This window comes from Pelagibacterium lacus, from assembly GCF_003345525.1.
In the GTDB taxonomy this organism is placed as follows: Bacteria; Pseudomonadota; Alphaproteobacteria; order Rhizobiales; family Devosiaceae; genus Pelagibacterium; species Pelagibacterium lacus.
The window spans coordinates 1-18282 of record NZ_QQNH01000020.1 but is presented as its reverse complement, the minus strand read 5'-3'; the positions used below and the strand labels follow the sequence as shown (position 1 = coordinate 18282).

The following is an 18282-nucleotide window of genomic DNA, read 5'->3' as shown; positions in this document are numbered from 1 at the left end:
TGAGGGGCGCCGCGATGCTCATGCGGCGCTAATGCGATGCTCGCCGGGAGCGGGGATAGGGACCCCATCATCGGCGTATTGATTGAGCTTGTTGCGCAATGTGCGGATGGAAATGCCCAGTATATTGGCGGCGTGCGTGCGATTGCCGAGGCAATGGTGGAGCGTATCGAGGATCAGCTCCTGTTCCACGTCGGCGACGGTCCGTCCGACCAGGGCGCGGGTCGCCGCATCAGCGGCCTCGCGGGCCTGGCTGGCGATGGAATGGCTGGCGATGGCTTCGGAAAGGCCGGTGCCGTCCGGCATGCGGATGGCGTCCGGTTCGATGACCTCGCCCGAGGACAGCAGCACGGCGCGGTGGAGGGTGTTCTCCAATTCGCGGACATTGCCCTGCCAGGGCGCGCGCAGCAATTCGTCGCGGGCGGCCTGGGAGAGGACGCGCTGGGTGAGGCCGTTGGCGGCGGAATAGCGGGCGACGAAATGCTCGGCGAGGGCGATGACGTCGCCGGGGCGCTCGCGCAGGGGCGGGAGCTTGAGGTTGACCACGTTGAGGCGGAACAGAAGGTCCTCGCGGAAGCGGCCCTCGCGCACCTCGGTGGCCAGATCGCGGTTGGAGGTGGCGAGAATGCGGATATTGACCGGGACGGGCTTGGTGCCGCCCACGCGGTCGATCACCCGCTCCTGGATGGCGCGCAGCAGCTTGGCCTGCAGGCGGAAATCCATCTCCGAGATTTCGTCGAGCAGCAGCGTGCCGCCATTGGCTTCCTCGAACTTGCCGATGCGGCGGGCGATGGCGCCGGTGAAGGCGCCCTTTTCGTGGCCGAACAATTCGGATTCGAGCAGGTTTTCGGGAATGGCGGCGCAGTTGATGGAGATGAAGGGGCGGGCGGCGCGCTTGGAGCGGGCGTGCAGATATTTGGCCATCACCTCCTTGCCGGTGCCGCTTTCCCCCGTGATGAGCACCGAGGCGTCGGAGCCGGCGATCTGCTCGGCCAGCTTGACGACCCGGGCCATGGCCGGATCGCGGTAGAGGAAATCGGAATTTTCCCGCGCCACGGCGGCGATGACGGCGGCGATCAGCTCGGCATCGGGGGGCAGGGGAATGTATTCCTTGGCCCCGGCGCGGATGGCGTTGACGGCGGCGGCGGCGTTGGTCTCGGTTCCGCAGGCGACGACCGGAATATGGATGCGCTCGGCTTCCAGGGCGGCGATGAGGGCGGGGATATCCACCATCACGTCGACCAGCAGCAGGTCGGCGCCTTTGCCCGAGCGCAGGCTGGCCATGGCGATGTGGATATCGCCAGCATGGGCGACCTTGGCGCCGCCATCCATGGCCATCTTGGATGCCTGGCTCAACTGGCCTTCGAGGGCGCCGATAATCAGTAAGCGCATGGTCGGAACTCCCCTTATGCGGCCTTGATGATTTCCGTCATGGTGACGCCGAGCCGTCCTTCGACAAGGACGATCTCCCCGCGCGCCACCAGACGGTCGTTGACATAGATGTCGATGGCTTCGCCGACCTGACGGTCAAGCTCGACCACCGAGCCGACATCCATTTTCAGGAGCTTGGACACCGGCATGCGGGTGCGCCCGAGCACCACCGAGAGGCGCACGGGCACGTCGAACACCGCTTCGAGATCGCTGGCGGTCTTCTCGCCGCCGCCGGCCTCGTCTTCGTTGAAATCGGCGAGCATTTCCTCAAGGGAGATGCCGTCGGGCGCGGTCCGGGTCTCGTCGCCGCCATTGGTCATGGCCTAGTCTCCGTCCTTGACGCCGCTGGCCGCCAGATAGGCGGAGATGCGGGCATTGATTTCACTGGAAATGGCGTTGATGTCGCGCACGAGGCCGCCATCGGCCCATTCGATGCGGCCGTCGCCGAGCTTGATGTCGGGATCGCCCAGAACCACGAGGCGTCCGGCAAAGCCGGTGATGCGCATGCGCTCCTCGGTGGTGTCGCGGATGGCGTCGCACAGGTCGGGGTGGCAGCGGATCACCAGATGCGGGGCGTTTTCGAGCGAGGCCATGCAGTCATGGATCAGCGCCTCAAGCTCGGCCTCGGGGTGGCGGGCGATGAGGTGCGCGGCGAGCTTGCGGCCCACCGAAGCGGCAAGGTCCACCGCGCCGGCCAGATGCCGGCTTTCATATGCGCCGATGCCGGCCAGCATATGGCTGACCGCGTCGGCGAGATGCTCGGTAGCGGCGGCCCTTGCCCTGGCCGACTGGGCCTCGGCACCGGCCTCGCCGGCGGCGAAGCCCTGGGCATAGCCTTGCTGGCGCGCGGCGGCGATCTGACGGTCGAACTCGTCTTCCGCCATCACCTTGCTGGGGGGCGGGGTATGGGCGAGGTCGAGATCGAAGGTGAATTTGTGGGCGACGCTCACAGCACCATCTCCTCGTCGGCCTTGCCCTTGGCGATGACGATCTCACCGCGGGCGGAAAGGTCCTTGGCGGTGTTGACGAGGCGGGACTGGGCCTCGTCCACGTCCTTGAGGCGCACGGCACCCATGGCTTCCATATCGTCGCGCATCATGTTGGCGGCGCGGGCCGACATGTTGGAGAAGAAGAATTCGCGCGCCGTCTCGGAAGCGCCCTTGAGCGCCAAGGCCAGCTCCTTCTTGTCGAAGGCCTGGAGGAGGGTCTGGATGGCGGCGGATTCGAGACGGGTCAGGTCGTCGAAGGTGAACATCAGAGCCTTGATGCGCTCGGCGCTGTCGCGATTGGCGTCTTCCAGCGACGTCATGAAGCGGGCTTCGGTCTGGCGGTCGAAGGCGTTGAAGATATCGGCCATCTGCTCATGGCTGTCGCGGCGCTGGGTATGGCTCAGGGTGGACATGAACTCGGTGCGCAGGGTGGCCTCGATCTTTTCGAGGATTTCCTTCTGCACGGGATCGATCGACAGCATGCGCTGCACCACGTCCATGGCCAGCTCCTCGGGGAGGACGGCGAGAACGCGCGAGGCGTGGTCGGTGGAAATCTTGGTGAGCACCACGGCGATGGTCTGGGGGTATTCGTTCTTGAGATAGCTGGCGAGGATATCTTCCTGAACGTTGGAGAGCTTCTCCCAGATATTGCGCCCGGCCGGGCCCCGAATCTCCTCCATGATCTGGTCGACGCGCTCCTTGGGGAGGAAGGACAGCAGCAGCCGTTCGGTGGAATCGGTATTGCCCGCCATGGCGCCCGACGAAGACACGCCCATGACGAATTCCCCCAGCAATTCGTCGAGCATTTCCTGGGTGATCGGTCCCAGCCGCACCATGGCGCGCGAGAGCTGGCGGATTTCAATCTCGTCGAGCTCGTCCCAGATGGGCTTGCCGAAATCCGGGCCGAGGGCGAGCAGAAGGGCCGCGGCCTTCTCGTCGCCCGACAAGAGGCGCCGCGATTTGTCATTGTCGATGACGAGGCCCTTGTTCATGGCCTCGGGATCGGCGACCGCGGTCTGGGGATTGGTGAGTGCCATGGGAGGCCTATGCCGCTTCGCTCAGCCAGTCGCGAATGACCAGCGAGGCTTGCTTGGGGTTTTCTTCCACCAGATCGCCGACCATGCGCAGCGTCTTGACCTGGGATTCGCCGAGGGACCGGGCCTGGGACAGCCAGGCCTCGGTGGCGTCGCGCGCCGCCAGCATGGCGGCGGGGTCGGGGGCATCCTCGCCGGCATAGTCGGCGGGCACCGAGGCGGCGGCAGGCAGGGCGAGGGGCTTGGCCTCGGGGGCCAGGGCCTTCTTGAGCAGCGGGCGCATGACGAAGAGCACCAAAGCGAGGGCGATGAGCAGGGTGACGGCCATTTCGGCAAAGCGCATCAGGTCGTCGCGGTTGAAATCGAGCGGGCCCGGAGCCTGCGTGCCGGCGGCGAGGCCCGGGCGCTCGGCAAATTGCAGATTGGCGACTTCGAGCTGGTCGCCGCGATTGGCGTCATAGCCCATGGCGGTGCGCACGAGGGCGGTGATCTGGTCGATCTGCGTCTGGCTGCGCGGTTCGTAGACGGCATTGCCATCGGCATCATAGGTGTAGACGCCATCGACGATCACCGCCACCGAGAGGCGCTTGATGGCGCCGGCTTCGGAGATCAGGGTCTCGGAGATGTTGGAAATCTCGTAGTTGAAGGTTTCCTCGAGCGTCGAGGAGGTGGTCTGGGTGCCGGTGCCGGCCGCGCCGCCCTGGCTGGCGCCGGGCAGTTCGTTGGCGACGGTGACCTGGCCGGAATTGCCCGGGCCGCTCGACTGGTCGCCGGTCTCCACCGTCTGGGCGGAGCGGACCACCTGTCCATCGGGATCGAAGGTCTGGGAGGTGATGGTGGAGCGGTTGAGGTCGAGTTCGGCGGCGACCTGCACGCGGGCGCGCCCGAGACCGACCACCGAGGCGAGCAGTTCCTCGATCTGGCTGCGCAGGCGGTTCTCGATGCCCACCGTGCGCTCCTCGAGGGCCTGGGCCGCGATGCTGGTGTCGTCCTCGCCGGCGCCGGACGCCAGCAGGGTGCCGGCGCTGTCGACGATGGAGACCGCATTGGGCGAAAGGCCCTCGATGGCCGAGGCGACGAGGTGCTGGATGGCGCGGATTTCGCCCGATGCCAATTGACCGCGCACGGTGAGGACGATGGAGGCAGAGGGCTTTTGCACCTCGCGGCGGAACAGTTCGCGCTCGGGCAGCACCAGGTGCACGCGGGCGCTCTGGACGCGGCTCAGGGCCCCGATGGTGCGGGCCAGCTCGCCTTCCAGCGCCCGGACGTGGTTGATGTTCTGGATGAAGCTCGTGGCGCCCAGCGTGTTCTGGGAATCGAAGATCTCGTAGCCGACCTGGCCCCGGGCCGGCAGTCCATCCTGGGCCAGCGCCATGCGCACGGTGGTGATCCGGTCGCGCGGCACGAGGATGGTGGCGCCCTCATTGCGCAGTTCGTACGGGGTGCCGGTGGCGTTGAGCTCGGCGATGATGGCGGCGGAATCGTCGAATTCGAGATTGGTGTAGAGCGGCGCGAGCTGCGGGGTGGAGGAGCGGACGATGAGGAAGGCGAAAAAGCCGATCATCATGAGGGCTACGGCGCCCATGGCCGCGATGCGCGCCACGCCGAGTTTGCCCAGCAGTTCCCCCAATTGATTCACGCGAACGCCTCTGCCCCGAGCCCAGAATATGGGGCCGCAAATCAGTTCGCGCCCACTGGGCAAAATATGCCTAGCGGATGGTAAACAAGGTCTTAACCATGGCAGCAATTTGCAAGGTCGGGCAAATTTTGCCCATAAAGGTTTATGGCACGCGAACCGCCTGCATCAGGGTGCCAAAGCCTTGCGGGAAAATGAAAAATCAAAGCCCGCCGCGATGGGGCGGCGGGCTTTGAAGGGTATAGGCCGGTCGTGAATGTGGCGGTGAGAAGGCGTCAGCCTTCCCGATAGTGCTGAATCCATGTGGTGCGCAAGCCGGCCAGGCCGTGCTTGTCGATCGCCGCCTGCCAGTTGAGGAATTCGTCGACGCTAAGGGTATAGCGTTCGCAGGCTTCCTCAAGACTGAGCAGGCCGCCGCGCACGGCGGCAACCACTTCCGCCTTGCGGCGGATGACCCAGCGCTTGGTATCGGCCGGGGGAAGATCCGCAATGGTCAGCGGACTGCCATCGGGACCGATCACATACTTCACGCGCGGACGCATCTGTACGGTCATTTTACTCTCTACTCAACCTGACCATAGCCGACATTCACACTAGCGTGCGTGGCTTAAAAATTGGCTAAGCGGAAACTTACAACCGGTTAAGAGTACATGCAAAATGCCACGGAACCGCCCGAAGGGGGCGGTCATCCATCAAGATAAATCAAGAGGATAGCGAGGGGGCGCGATTGTCGGCCCTAGTCGGCTCCGCCGCCCGAGCCCGAGGCCGGGGTGCGCTGCACGGCGGTGATCGAGGACAGCGGCAGGCGGAGGTCGCCGATCATCACATAGGGCTCCTTGCCGCTCACATCGATACCCTCGACGACTCCCCGGATCTCGGTGGTGACGGGCACATAGGTGCCGTTGGCGTCGCGGGCGTCGATGGTGATGGTGAACCGGCCGCCCGAAAGCCTCTCGCCGGTCGAGGTGGTGCCGTCCCAGACGATGTGGTCGGTCCCCGCCGAGAGGGAAAGCTGATCGGTATAGACGGTGTTGCCGTTGGCGTCCTTGATGGTGACGGTGGTGTTTTCGGCCGGGCTGTCGATGCGGTAGACCCAGGCGGCCGCGCCGTCGACGAGATCGGTCGTGGCGCCGGACGCGGTGACGGTCTTGCCAACATAGCCCACCGCCTGCGCGTTGACGGTGTTCTGCGAGGTCAGCATCATGGCCTCGAGGAATTCATTGGTCTTGAGCTGCTGCTCGACGGAGGTGAACTGCACCAGTTGCTGGGTGAACTGGTTGGTGTCCATGGGTTCGAGCGGGTTCTGGTTCTTGAGCTGAGTGATCAGCATCTGCAGGAAGGTGTCGAAATTGTCGGCGATCGTCGTGCGGCTGGTGGCAAGGCTCGATGTGCTGCCGGAAACGCCGGAAACCGAGGACATGGGCGGGGCTCCTTATACCCAGAGATTGACGGCATCGAGCCGGGCATAGCCCCGGACCGGGGCGGCGGTGTCGGCGGACGGCGCGGCATCGGCGCCGGGGGCGGCGAAGCGCACGGCGTGGCGGGCGCCATCCTCATCGCGCGAAAAGCCCTGCCGCCCGTCCTGGTCGAGGGAAAATTGCAGATCGGTGCGGGCGGTGTCCATGCCGGCATCGGCCAGGGCGCGCATCAGGGCGCGCTGGTCGCGTTGCAGCAGGTCGAGGGTTTCGCTGCGCTCGACGGCGAGGCGGGCGATCACATTGCCGGACTGGTCCATCTCCATGCGCACGTCGATGCGGCCGAGCTCGGCCGGGTTGAGCCGGATCTCGAACCGGGTGGTGCCGTTGTGGACGTGACGGGAAATCTCGGCGGCGATGTGGGGCAGATTGACCTGGACTTCCGGCCGCTGATAGAGCGCCGCCTCGGGCCGCGGCGCGGTGATTGCGCCGGGTGATTGGGTGTGCGGGCCGGCGGGCTGGGTGATCAGGCCATCGGGGGCTTCGAGCTCGGCCGGCGTGGCGGCGGATGCGGCCGGTGCGGTGGTATTGGCGCCGGAGCGGGCGCTGGGGGACGCCGCCGGCGCGGAGGCGTCAGAACCGACGAGGCTGCGGGAGGAAGCAGGGGCGGGCTCGAACGTTTTCCGTTCGGGGGCGGGAGTTTCCGGATCGACGGTGTCGGTCGCGGCGGCGTCTATGGCCGCGGCGGGGTTGAGGCGGGTTTCGCTTTCCACATGGCGCATGGTGATCGCGGCGCTCGCCTTTGTCTCGGCGGCGGCCGTCTGGATCGTCGCGGCATGGGCGTCGAGCTGCCGGGTGAGATCGGTGAGGCGGGATGCGAGCTCGGGCGCTGCGTCGCGCAGGCCCTCGGCCAGCCGGGCGGCAAGGCCGGACAGGAGCTCAAAGGCTTCGCCGGGGCGCAGGCCCGGCCGGTCGGGCAGGGACGGGTCGCCATCGGATGCTGGCAGGGACGTTCCCGCCGACAGCAGGGTCTCGATGCGGCCCAGCATTTGGCCGAGCTCGTCGATATCGGCGCTCGACAGCGTCTTGTCGGAGTCGAGCCTGGAGGCGAGCGTGTCGAACAGGGCATGGAGCGCGTCCAGCAGCTCGGGCAGTTCGTCCTCTTCGGATGTGGTAGTTCCGAATGTGGTGTCCGGCGCGCTCGAGACAGCCCCCAGCGCCTTGGCGGGCGTGCCGTCCGCGAGGTCGAGCAAATCGACGAAAGCGCGGTCCGGCGTTTCCGGGGCGGGCCGGAAGGACACGGAAAAGCCCGCGGGTCGCGCAGGACTGGCCGATAGGGTGAGCGCGTTGGTCACGATGCTGTGCTCATAAGCAAGGACAAGGTCTTGCCCATAGATGCAAATGGCTTGCCAACCTGCCGCCGTTCCGGAAACGACAGGAAATAGAGCGCGTTAGGCGGAGATTTGTCCCGCGCGCGGTGGGGCCGGAGGGCAGGAAGCGCCGGGTGGGCGGCAATTTCTGCCGCCATCCCCGCCGGCACGGTTGCGGCACAGGCGCGATGGGCGTAAAAGCACCCACCTTGAGACAGGCGCTTATGCGCCCGGATTTGTCCGCTGGCCCTTGACCCCAACCGGATAAGAGAAAAATGGTGAACTCCCTGGGTTTCGACCGGCCTCCCGGCGAAACGCGCGTCGTCGTCGCAATGTCGGGCGGCGTGGATTCTTCAGTCGTTGCCGGATTGCTCGCCCGCGAGGGCTATGAGGTGATCGGCGTGACCTTGCAGCTTTACGACCATGGCGAAGCGACGTTCCGCAAGGGATCGTGCTGTGCCGGGCAGGATATCCACGATGCGCGGCGCGTGTCGGCGACGCTGGGCATCCCCCATTACGTGCTCGACTATGAGGAGCGGTTCCGCAAGGCCGTGATCGAGCCCTTCGCGGCGAGCTATGCGGCGGGGGAAACGCCCATCCCTTGCGTTGCGTGCAACCAGTCGGTCAAGTTCGTGGACCTGCTCGAGGTCGCCAAGGATCTGGGGGCCGATTGCCTTGCCACGGGCCATTATGTCCGCTCGCGGATCGTCGACGGCAAGCGCCAGCTGCTGCGCCCGCTCGACGGGGATAAGGACCAGACCTATTTCCTGTTCGCCACCACGGCCGGACAGCTCGATTTCCTGCGCTTTCCGCTCGGCAACATGACCAAGGACGAAACCCGCGCCATGGCGCGGGAGATGGGGCTGGCCATCTCGGAAAAGAGCGACAGCCAGGACATCTGCTTCGTGCCCCAGGGCAGCTATTCCGACGTGATCCGCAAGCTGATGCCCGAGGCCGAACAGCCCGGCGATATCGTCGACCGGGACGGCAATGTGCTGGGTCGGCACAAGGGGATCATCCACTATACGGTGGGCCAGCGGCGCGGGCTGGGAGTGGCGGCGGGCGAAGCGCTCTACGTCCTCTCGCTCGACGCGCGGACCCAGCGGGTGGTGGTGGGGCCGAAGTCGGCACTCTCGACCCATACGATCCGGCTGCGCGACGTCAACTGGCTCGGCGCGCGCCCGCTGGCCCAGATGGCCGATGGCAACGGGCTGGCGCTCGAAGCCAAGGTGCGCTCGACCCGCGCCCCGCAGGAGGCGGTGGCCTTCATGCGTGACGGGGATGTCTATGTGACGCTCATTGCGGGAGAGAGCGGGATCGCGCCGGGGCAGGCCTGCGTGCTCTATTCGGACGACAGCGCCGACGCGCAGGTGCTGGGTGGAGGATTCATCGCCGAGGCTGTCGAAACGGCCATGGTCGCCTGACGCACTTTCGTTAGCGCCGGGCGCGGATGGGGCGCTTGCGTGGCGCCGGCACGGCTGCGGCAAGGTCGGCCTGATGCTCGCGCTCCAGACGCAGGGCGCGCAGGCGCGCGGTCTTGGCGCGCGTGGCTTCGAGGGCCAGTTCCTCCTGCCGCAGGGCCTCCTGCTGGCGCGCTTCCATCAAATCCTGCCGTCTCTGCGTGCTCAATTTGGGACCAATCATCGGGAAACCTCACTAAACAAGAGCAGGCCACCCAAGGGCGGCCCCTCGACCATCAATGTTGCAGCATCTTCGACCCGCGCAGGCGGCGCGGGGCGGAAATATGGAGCACTTCCAAACCGCAAAAGTGGAAACCACTTTTGCTGGAAGCGCCTGGAGTCTTTTCTTTGTCGCGCTTTCGAACCGCAAAAGTGGAAATCACTTTTGCTGAAAGCGCTCCGGGCCTTGGGCTTGGTGAATATTGGGGCGGGTGCTGCCATAGCCTAGGTCAGATATGGTCATCGCGGGCCCGGTTTTCAACCGGTGTCGGCAGCCCGTGGGGCTCGGTCGCGCCGCTCGGCCAGAACATTGGAAGTATCCGCAATGGCGGAGCGTCGGGCCGATACAATCATCAAGCGTATGCCGAGCATCCTATCAGCGGCGCGGTAGAAAATCAAATGGCGGTTCCGGCAGGGATTCCGCTATGATTTTGCGGTGACTTGATTTTTTCGCCCATGGCGCTATATATCACCTGTTCATGACACGCAGCGGCCGCACAAACGGCGCTTGGCGTCGGGTTTCCGGCGCCGGTCATTTTGAACACAACTCATGACATGTTCGCGCGTCAGGATGCTTGCCGACCGGCAGGCCCGCGCTGCGATATTTTGGACCGCCAGCGGATCTGGCGGCAGAAGGTTTGCAATGAATACTCTCAATTTCAACGCCGAGGCGGCGCTCTATCTGGGCAGCAATCCCGTCTCGGCCCGCAGGGAAGGCGCGCGGCGCTTCCCTACCGCCGCCAAGGCCATCCGGTTTGCCATGGAAGAAGCGGCTCCCGTCAGCCTGCGCGGCGCGCGCATGGTCGTCGGGAACCACAGCTACGGCCCGGGCGACGTGAAGCGGTTCTACAATGCCGACGGCTATCCGCTGATGCGCAAGTCGGTTCGGCAGTCCCTGCTCGAAGAAGACTACGAGATGGCTTAGGGTCGAAACGCAATTATATCGCGCGCTCATCGGGCGCATTGCCGGAATCCATCACCGGACTATCCTCGACTGCCGTGGGCCCGGCGACTTCGCCGGCGCCCCATTCGGCCGTGGTCGACCAGATGGTGCCGACGATGGTCACGATGGCGAGCGCGCCGAAAATGAGCAGGATGATGCGGTTGCCCCAATTGGCCTTTTCGGGTTCTGTCATGGGATGATCTCGCCGCTCGATGATAGTCGTCGGTCTATGTAGATTTCTTTGCCGCCGGTTTCCAAGGAAATTGCCGGGCCAAACGTCACAGGTTCATAGGTTCGAACTTGAAAGGACTTTGGACCATGGATATGCGCATCCCCCTCGGCGCGACCTTCGCGGCTTTGCTCATCCTGCCGCTGGGCGTCCTCTATATGAACAATACCGCGCTGACCCCGCCCGATTTCGGGCCGGTCGCGCAGCAGCCGGCCCCCGCGGCGCCGGTGCCCATGGCCGAGTCCATGCTGGTGGATGCCGCGACGCAGCGGATCGGCGTCATCCCGATGCGCACCCAGGAATATGGGACCATGCCGGCCGGGGGCGACCGGTTCACCGCGTTCGACGACAACGGCGTGATGCTGGTGGCGGACGATCCGGTCTCGACCTTCTCGATCGATGTGGACACCGCCGCCTATGCCTATGTGCGCCGCATGCTGGACATGGGCCAGCTTCCGCCGCCCGACGCGGTGCGGGTCGAGGAATTGATCAATTATTTCTCCTATGACTATGCGGCGCCGCAGGGCGGGGTTCCGTTCGAGACCTCGCTCGCGGTCAGCCCTTCGCCATGGAACGCGGAGAACCGGCTGATCCAGATCGGCATTCAGGGCGAGGACATGGCCCTCGATACGGTGCCGCCGGCCAATCTGGTGCTGCTGATCGATACGTCGGGCTCGATGGATGCCCCGGACAAGCTGCCGCTGCTCAAGCGCGCCTTCACCCTGCTGGTCAACGAGATGGGGCCGCAGGACACCATCTCCATCGTCACCTATGCCGGAAGCGCCGGGGTGGTGCTCGAACCCACGCCGGCCGGCGAGAAGGCAAAGATCCTCGCCGCGCTCGAAGACCTCGCGCCGGGCGGATCGACGGCCGGGGCGCAGGGAATCGAAGCGGCCTACCGGCTGGCCGAGCAGGCGATGATCGCGGGCGGCACCAACCGGGTGCTGCTGGCCACGGACGGCGATTTCAATGTCGGGCTCTCGGATCCCGAGGCGCTGGAAGACCTGATTGAAGCCAAGCGCGACAGGGGGATCTTCCTCTCCGTCCTCGGGTTCGGGACCGGCAATTACCACGACTCCGTGATGCAGGCGCTGGCCCAGGCCGGCAATGGCAATGCCGCCTATATCGATTCCTATTCTGAAGCCCGCAAGGTGCTGGTGGAGGAATTGGGCGGCACGCTGGTGACCATCGCCAAGGACGTCAAGATCCAGGTCGAATTCAACCCGGCGACGGTGAGCGAATACCGGCTGATCGGCTACGAAACCCGCGTGCTGGACCGCGAGGATTTCAACAATGACGCCGTCGATGCCGGCGATATCGGCGCCGGCCATTCGGTGACGGCGCTCTATGAGATCACGCCGGTGGGCGCGCGGGGCGCCGTCGATCCCCTGCGCTATGGCGAGGCGGTGGCGGCCGGGGGCGGCAGCCTCGACGAATATGGCTTTCTCAAGCTGCGCTACAAGGCGCCCGACGGCGACGTCTCGACGCTGATCGAAACCCCAATGCTGGTGGAGGGCGAGGACAGCATCGCCCGGGCCGATGCCGATTTCGCCACCGCCGTGGCGGCCTTCGGCCAGAAGCTCAAGGGATCGCCCTATCTGCGGGCCATGGAGTGGGCGGATATCCGCGCCCTCGCCGAAGCCGGGCGGGGGAGCGATCCGACCGGAAGGCGGGCCGAGTTCATCCGCCTGGTCGACATGGCGGCCAGCCTCAACTGACGCCGGATGGCGCACGATGCAAAAAAAGGCCCGGAGCGATCCGGGCCTTTCTCGTCTCAATCGATGGGTTTGAGGCCCGCCTCGATCTGGGCCCGCCTGGGCTCGAGGAAGGGCGGCAGGGCGAGGCGTTCGCCCAAGGTCTCCATGGGCTCGTCCACGTCGAAGCCGGGCTCGTCGGTGGCGATCTCGAACAGGATGCCGTTGGGCTCGCGGAAATAGAGCGAGGTGAAATAATAACGCTCGACCTCGCCCGAGGTGCGCAGGCCGGCCTGGCTGGCGCGGGCCACCCATTGGTCGAACTGCTTCTTGTCGGGCGTGCGGAAGGCGATGTGATGCACCCCGCCCGCGCCGGGACGGGCAAAGGGCAGATCGGGCTCCACCGCCACGTGCAATTCGGCCGAAGCGCCGCCATCGCCCATGGCAAAGACGTGCACCTCGCCCTGTTCCGCGGTGGCCGCGTGGGTGCGGATCTTGCGCATGTTCATCACCACGGTCAGCACCGGCTCGGACCGCTTGAGATCGGGGACGCTCATGGTGATGGGGCCGAGGCCCTTGATCTGGTATTTCGCGGGTACCGGGCTCTTTTCCCAGGGGTGGGCGCCGCCGGCCCGGGTATCGTTGACCAGCCGCAGGCGCTGGCCCTCGGAGTCCTCGAAATCGAGCGACATATGCCCGGCGCGCTCGGCGATCGCCGAAGTGGCGACGCCATGGGCCTCGAGATGGGACTTCCACCAGTCCAGCGCCGCTTCGCCTTCGACGCGGAAGGCGGTGCGCACCACCGAATGGGTGCCCCGCTGCTCGCGCGGCGTGTTCCAGTCGAAGAAGGTGATGTCGGAGCCGGGCGAGGCGCGCCCGTCGCCGTAAAACAGGTGATAGGCGCTGGTATCGTCCTGGTTGACGGTCCGCTTGACCAGCCGCAGGCCGAGAACCTGGGTATAGAATCTGAGGTTTTCCCGAGCATTGGCGGTCACCGCCGTCAGGTGATGCAGTCCGGTGAGTTCGAGGGCCATGGTCGTGTCTCCGATGGATCGATGTTCGTTGCCGATCAACATAGGCCGCCCGGCCATGGAGCAAAACCGGCGGCCGGCAGAATTGATCATTCGTTTTTGCCGAACGATCGCCGAGGGCTGTGGGAAAAGGGAAAACGCCGCTTGCAGTCGCGCCATATAGAACATATCATGAACAAATGGTTCAGATCAGTCTCAAGCGCAAGCTCGCCATTCTCTCGGATGCGGCCAAATACGATGCGTCCTGTGCCTCCAGCGGATCGGAACGCCGCACCGGGAAGGCCAGCGGCGGCATCGGGTCGACGGGGCCGGGCAGCGGAATCTGCCATTCCTATGCGCCGGACGGGCGCTGCATTTCGCTGCTCAAGATCCTGCTGACCAATTTTTGCATCTATGACTGCGTCTATTGCGTCAATCGCTCGTCGTCCAATGTGGAGCGCACCCGGTTTTCGGTGGCCGAAGTGGTGGCGCTGACGCTCGATTTCTACAAGCGCAATTATATCGAGGGCCTGTTCCTCTCGTCGGGGATCATCCGCGCGCCCGACTACACCATGGAGGAAATGGTCCGCGTGGCCCGCAGCCTGCGCGAGGAGCATGGCTTTGCCGGATACATCCATTTGAAGGTGATCCCCAATGCGGCGCCGGACCTGTTGGAAATGGCCGGGCGGTTCGCCGATCGGCTGTCGACCAATATCGAGATGCCGACCGATGAGGGGCTGGGCCGGTTCGCGCCGGAAAAGCGGGCCGGCGAAATCCGCACGGCCATGGCGCGGGTGCGGACGAACTGGGAGGAGGGGCAGCCCGACCGGGCCTCGCGGGCCCAGCCCCAGCCGTTCGCCCCGGCCGGACAATCGACGCAGATGATCGTCGGCGCCGATGCATCGGCCGACAGCACCATCCTGTCGCGCAGCGCGGCGCTCTATGCCGGGTACGGGCTCAAGCGCGTCTATTATTCCGCCTTTTCGCCCATCCCCGACGCCAGCGCGCGACTGCCCATCGCAAAGCCGCCGCTGATGCGCGAGCACCGGCTGTACCAGGCCGATTGGCTGATGCGCTTTTACGGTTTCGAAGCGGGGGAAATCACCGCCGGCAACGAAAACGGCATGCTCGACCTCGCCATCGATCCCAAGCTGGCCTGGGCGCTCAACCGGCGCGGCCGCTTTCCGGTCGACGTCAACCGGGCCGAAAAGGCACAATTGCTGCGGGTGCCCGGGCTGGGCTTGCGGGCGGTGGACAAGATCATCGCGACGCGGCGGCATCATTCGCTGCGCCTTGCCGACGTCGCGAGGCTCTGCGCCAGCCTCGAAAAGGTGCGGCCCTTCATCCAGGCGGTCGACTGGACGCCGGGAAAGCGCCTCGATGCCCAGGACCTGCGGGCCCGCATGCTGCCCGGGCCGGCGCAATTGTCCCTGTTCTGAGCCATGTATCGGGTGCGTCTGGAAACGCGCAACGATCTGGCGATCTGGCGGGAAACGGTGCGGCCGCTGCTCGAAGCGCGGATCGCGCCCGACCGGATCGCCTGGCTCGGGGCAGGGGACGCCGAGCCCCTGTTCGCAGAGGAGGTGCTGCCGGCCGGCCGGCGGGAGCCAATCGGGGTGCCGCGCGCTTTCCTCGCCGCGGCGGAGACCGTGCTGTGCCACGCCGATGCGCGGCGGTTCGACCTGTTGTACCGCATCGCGTTGCGGCTGCAGCGGGAACGGGACCTGCTTTCGGTCGCGTCCGACCCCGACATCGTCCGCCTCGGCAGCATGGAAAAGGCCGTGCGGCGCGACAGCCACAAGATGAAGGCCTTTGTGCGCTTTCGGGCAGTGGATGAGGGCAATGCGCGGTTCGCCGCCTGGTTCGAGCCCGAGCATTTCACCCTCGAACGCACGGCGCCGTTTTTCGCCGAACGGTTCAGCGGCATGGAGTGGGCCATCCTGACGCCCTATCGCTCGGCCTTCTGGGACCGGCACCGTCTCGTGTTCGGCGAGGGTGCGCGCAAGACCGACGTTCCGGCCCAGGACGCGCTGGAGGATGTGTGGCGCACCTATTTTGCCGCGATCTTCAACCCGGCCCGGCTCAAGATCCGCGCCATGACGGCGGAGATGCCGCGCAAATATTGGCGCAACCTTCCCGAGGCCGAGATCATTGCTCCCCTGATCCGTTCCGCGCAGATACGGGAGGCCGAAATGATCGCGACCGGAGCCAGTTCGCCGCCCGTGCGGCATGTGAGGCACAGGGCGCGCCATGAGGCGGAAACGGGCGGGGGCGAGGATGTCACGAGCCTGTCGGCGGCGAGAGCGGCGGTTCAGGCCTGTACGCGCTGCCCGCTCTATCAGGATGCGACCCAGGCGGTGTTCGGCGCCGGCGCGGCGTATGCCCGGGTGATGATGGTGGGGGAACAGCCCGGCGACAGCGAGGACCTCGCCGGCAAGCCCTTTGTCGGCCCGGCGGGAAAGCTGTTCGACGCGGTGCTCGAGGAGGTGCGGATCGACCGCAGGAAGCTCTATGTCACGAACGCGGTCAAGCATTTCAAATTCGTGCCGCGCGGCAAAAGGCGGCTGCACCAGACCCCCAATGCGGGCGAGGTCAGCGCCTGCCGCTTCTGGCTCGATCGCGAGATCGCCCTGGTCAAGCCCGCGGTGATCGTGGCGCTGGGCGCCACGGCCGCCAAAAGTCTTTTGGGATCGGGTGCGACGATCTCGAAACTGCGCGGCGCGCCGATCGAAAGGGAGGACGGGACGGTGGTGTTCGTCACCGTGCACCCCTCCTACCTGCTGCGCCTTCCGGACCGCGACAAGGCAGCGGCCGAGCGGGCCGCCTTCGCCCGCGATCTGGCGCTGATCCGCGATCATGCAGAAAGCGAATTGGGACACAGCGTTGCGCTTGACAGGCCCGGCGCCGATCCATAATAAGCCCCATGCCGTCCGCACCGCGCGGACCCCCGCCCCTCCGGGCGGCGCCAATCGGGGCGGAGTAGCTCAGCTGGTTAGAGCAGCGGAATCATAATCCGCGTGTCGGGGGTTCAAGTCCCTCCTCCGCTACCAAAAAACTCAACAAAATCAATGGTCGCAGCTTTCAAACTGAAAAGCTATAGCTAGCACAGGTCTGGCACAGGCCAATTGCCCTCATTGAAATCATTGAGTTTCTGGATGTGCTAGGCTGTGAGGTAGCACATTCTTAGCACGGCTCGGCTACCTCCATAATGCAAGGGGTGCGGGGTCCATGAACTCAAATTTCTCACAGCCGTATTCGATCTATCGACGGGACGGCACTAGCAACTGGTGGGTGCGGTTCTCGATCAAGGGCGAAGGGCAGATCAGGCGTTCGTTGGAAACAGCTGATGAAGCTGAAGCGCGCCATAAAGCGCATGAGATTTGGTATGAGGCGCAATACCGGGCCAAGAACGGATTGAAGGCAAAGCCCAGTTCATTCGCCAAGGTGGCCGAAGAGTTCATAGCGCTGGTCGAGCGCGAAGCTGAACGCGGGGAACGGCCAGCGTATCATGCGCGCGACATTCCTCCGGTGGTGCGACGTTATTTCATTCCCTATTTCGGCACCAAGGACATCAGCGCGATCACCGAGGCCAACATCGAGAAATATCTCGAATGGCGCAAGGAATACTGGCTGACAGGACCGGGAGCCGAAGTCACTCACATCACCTATGAGCGCAATGGCAAGACCATTAAGCGCCCACTGCCTGAAAAGCGGATGCCAACGCTCAGCAGGCAGAAGTCGGAAACCGTCACCCTGCGCCAGCTTTTCCGGCAGGCAGTTAAGTGGGGTTATATGAACAACGGGCAGGTGCCCGATATTGCCATTGCCAAAACCGGCAAACCTAACCACCGGCCCAGCTTCGAGCCGCAAGAGTTCAAGAAGCTAATTGAGACGAGCCTGAAACGGCTTTCCGATCCCGATATCCACGAGCATCTGCGCTGGGACCGCACGATCCTGCATTCGCAGATCATGATTGCAGCCTATACCGGTATGCGACCCACTGAAATGAAGAACCTCAACTGGGGTGACGTTCTGGGCTATCGCGATGGCCGCAAGCTGCCCATTGGCAAACGCGACATTCGATTGCGGGTGCATGGCAAGGCCAAGAGCCGAACTTTTGTACCTCAGGAAGCAGCATTGCCGTGGTTTGATCGGCTGTGGGATTTCTGGGTCAAGCACATGGAGAAGCCGCCCGCGGATAGTGATCCGGTGTTTGCGACACGTGGAGGGAAACCGCTCGGCTCGACCAAGAAGTCTTTGGCGGAACTGCTCAAGGCGTGTGATCTGCTGGTGGATTATCGCGGTGTTCGCCGCACCTCATATTCGTTTCGGCACTATTACATCAGCCAACAGCTTGCGCATGGCGTTGATGTGTTCCCGCTTGCCCGGAATACCGGCACCAGCCCGGATATGATCCACAAGTTCTATGGGCAGGTCACCAATGAGCGCATGAAGGACCATCTGCGGCCCGAATGGAAGGATGCATGATCATTAGCAACTAGGGGACGACCAGAGGCCCTCCCAAAGGCCGCTATGCTCATCGTGGCTTGGATAGTAGCTTGGATGATCTTCCGTTGAACGCTGTTTGGCCGCAGAATGCGAATTGACCTTTCGGCGATTATTGAACTCGAACGGAAGCAAAGGGATGGAGGCAGGGGCGCTATATTCGACGCACACCTCGATATTGCTTCTCGCTTCGAACATTGGGATATTAAGCTCATGGCTACGACCGCCACCGAGCGGCCCCTGATACCTGGCTTCAAATAGAGTGCGGCCATTGACGTTGCCCCTTGGAGCTAATCCAGTTTGAAATAGACTCTGGCCCATCGAAAAGGACCAGAGATGAAGCGCAACA

General features: G+C 64.7%; 18 protein-coding genes and 1 tRNA gene. 7 read left to right on the top strand and 12 right to left on the bottom strand.

Features of this window, described 5'->3' with window-relative positions; translation table 11 throughout:
* Positions 1-18: 18 nt before the first annotated feature.
* The 8 genes from flbD to DVH29_RS12440 all read right to left on the bottom strand — a co-directional run bounded on the left by flbD (position 19) and on the right by DVH29_RS12440 (position 7857).
* Entirely contained in the window at positions 19-1389 is a 1371-nt protein-coding gene (gene flbD, locus DVH29_RS12475; protein ID WP_114646516.1) for a sigma-54-dependent transcriptional regulator FlbD, read from the bottom strand.
* Positions 1390-1403: 14 nt separating this feature from the next.
* The gene (fliN, locus tag DVH29_RS12470; RefSeq protein WP_245944977.1) at positions 1404-1691 is read right to left on the bottom strand and encodes a flagellar motor switch protein FliN; all 288 of its coding nucleotides are present in this window, start codon (positions 1689-1691) and stop codon (positions 1404-1406) included.
* Between the two features lie 60 nt (positions 1692-1751).
* Entirely contained in the window at positions 1752-2378 is a 627-nt protein-coding gene (locus DVH29_RS12465; RefSeq protein ID WP_114646514.1) for a FliH/SctL family protein, read from the bottom strand.
* Positions 2375-3409 (bottom strand): flagellar motor switch protein FliG, encoded by a 1035-nt coding sequence (fliG, locus tag DVH29_RS12460; protein WP_245944976.1) that lies wholly within the window; start codon positions 3407-3409, stop codon positions 2375-2377. Before fliG ends, DVH29_RS12465 begins: the two co-directional genes overlap by 4 nt.
* A gap of 52 nt (positions 3410-3461) precedes the next feature.
* Positions 3462-5090 (bottom strand): flagellar basal-body MS-ring/collar protein FliF, encoded by a 1629-nt coding sequence (gene fliF / locus DVH29_RS12455; RefSeq protein ID WP_114646512.1) that lies wholly within the window; start codon positions 5088-5090, stop codon positions 3462-3464.
* Between the two features lie 272 nt (positions 5091-5362).
* On the bottom strand, positions 5363-5641 hold the full coding sequence (sciP, locus tag DVH29_RS12450; RefSeq protein WP_114646511.1) for a CtrA inhibitor SciP: 279 nt from the start codon (positions 5639-5641) through the stop codon (positions 5363-5365).
* 182 nt (positions 5642-5823) lie between these two features.
* On the bottom strand, positions 5824-6507 hold the full coding sequence (locus DVH29_RS12445) for a flagellar hook assembly protein FlgD (protein ID WP_114646510.1): 684 nt from the start codon (positions 6505-6507) through the stop codon (positions 5824-5826).
* Positions 6508-6519: 12 nt separating this feature from the next.
* Complete coding sequence (locus DVH29_RS12440; RefSeq protein WP_147276084.1) at positions 6520-7857, bottom strand: flagellar hook-length control protein FliK; 1338 nt, start codon at positions 7855-7857, stop codon at positions 6520-6522.
* Between the two features lie 290 nt (positions 7858-8147).
* On the opposite strand from DVH29_RS12440, the gene mnmA reads away from it, so the two are divergent.
* Complete coding sequence (mnmA, locus tag DVH29_RS12435) at positions 8148-9296, top strand: tRNA 2-thiouridine(34) synthase MnmA (protein ID WP_114646508.1); 1149 nt, start codon at positions 8148-8150, stop codon at positions 9294-9296.
* Between the two features lie 10 nt (positions 9297-9306).
* Here mnmA and DVH29_RS16230 read toward each other — a convergent pair whose 3' ends face one another.
* The gene (locus DVH29_RS16230; RefSeq protein WP_147276083.1) at positions 9307-9501 is read right to left on the bottom strand and encodes a hypothetical protein; all 195 of its coding nucleotides are present in this window, start codon (positions 9499-9501) and stop codon (positions 9307-9309) included.
* Between the two features lie 693 nt (positions 9502-10194).
* On the opposite strand from DVH29_RS16230, the gene DVH29_RS12430 reads away from it, so the two are divergent.
* Complete coding sequence (locus tag DVH29_RS12430; protein WP_114646507.1) at positions 10195-10476, top strand: hypothetical protein; 282 nt, start codon at positions 10195-10197, stop codon at positions 10474-10476.
* A gap of 13 nt (positions 10477-10489) precedes the next feature.
* Here DVH29_RS12430 and DVH29_RS12425 read toward each other — a convergent pair whose 3' ends face one another.
* Positions 10490-10687, bottom strand: coding sequence for a hypothetical protein (locus DVH29_RS12425; RefSeq protein WP_114646506.1), 198 nt, complete (start codon positions 10685-10687; stop codon positions 10490-10492).
* Between the two features lie 125 nt (positions 10688-10812).
* Between DVH29_RS12425 and DVH29_RS12420 the strand changes: the two genes are divergently transcribed.
* Positions 10813-12441: a vWA domain-containing protein gene (locus DVH29_RS12420; protein WP_114646505.1), complete on the top strand. Its 1629-nt coding sequence runs from the start codon at positions 10813-10815 to the stop codon at positions 12439-12441.
* Between the two features lie 56 nt (positions 12442-12497).
* On the opposite strand, the gene DVH29_RS12415 is transcribed toward DVH29_RS12420, so the two are convergent.
* The gene (locus DVH29_RS12415) at positions 12498-13451 is read right to left on the bottom strand and encodes a ring-cleaving dioxygenase (protein ID WP_114646537.1); all 954 of its coding nucleotides are present in this window, start codon (positions 13449-13451) and stop codon (positions 12498-12500) included.
* Positions 13452-13627: 176 nt separating this feature from the next.
* Between DVH29_RS12415 and DVH29_RS12410 the strand changes: the two genes are divergently transcribed.
* The 4 genes from DVH29_RS12410 (at position 13628) to DVH29_RS12395 (ending at position 17915) form a co-directional block, all read left to right on the top strand.
* Positions 13628-14866 (top strand): putative DNA modification/repair radical SAM protein, encoded by a 1239-nt coding sequence (locus DVH29_RS12410; RefSeq protein ID WP_114646504.1) that lies wholly within the window; start codon positions 13628-13630, stop codon positions 14864-14866.
* A gap of 3 nt (positions 14867-14869) precedes the next feature.
* A complete protein-coding gene (locus DVH29_RS12405; RefSeq protein WP_114646503.1) occupies positions 14870-16342 on the top strand; it encodes a UdgX family uracil-DNA binding protein in 1473 nt (490 codons plus the stop codon).
* A 58-nt stretch (positions 16343-16400) separates the two neighbouring features.
* A tRNA-Met gene (locus DVH29_RS12400) sits at positions 16401-16477 on the top strand.
* 178 nt (positions 16478-16655) lie between these two features.
* Entirely contained in the window at positions 16656-17915 is a 1260-nt protein-coding gene (locus DVH29_RS12395) for a tyrosine-type recombinase/integrase (RefSeq protein ID WP_114646502.1), read from the top strand.
* Between the two features lie 3 nt (positions 17916-17918).
* Here DVH29_RS12395 and DVH29_RS16535 read toward each other — a convergent pair.
* On the bottom strand, positions 17919-18282 hold a 364-nt coding region (locus DVH29_RS16535; RefSeq protein WP_210206255.1), incomplete at its 5' end, for a hypothetical protein.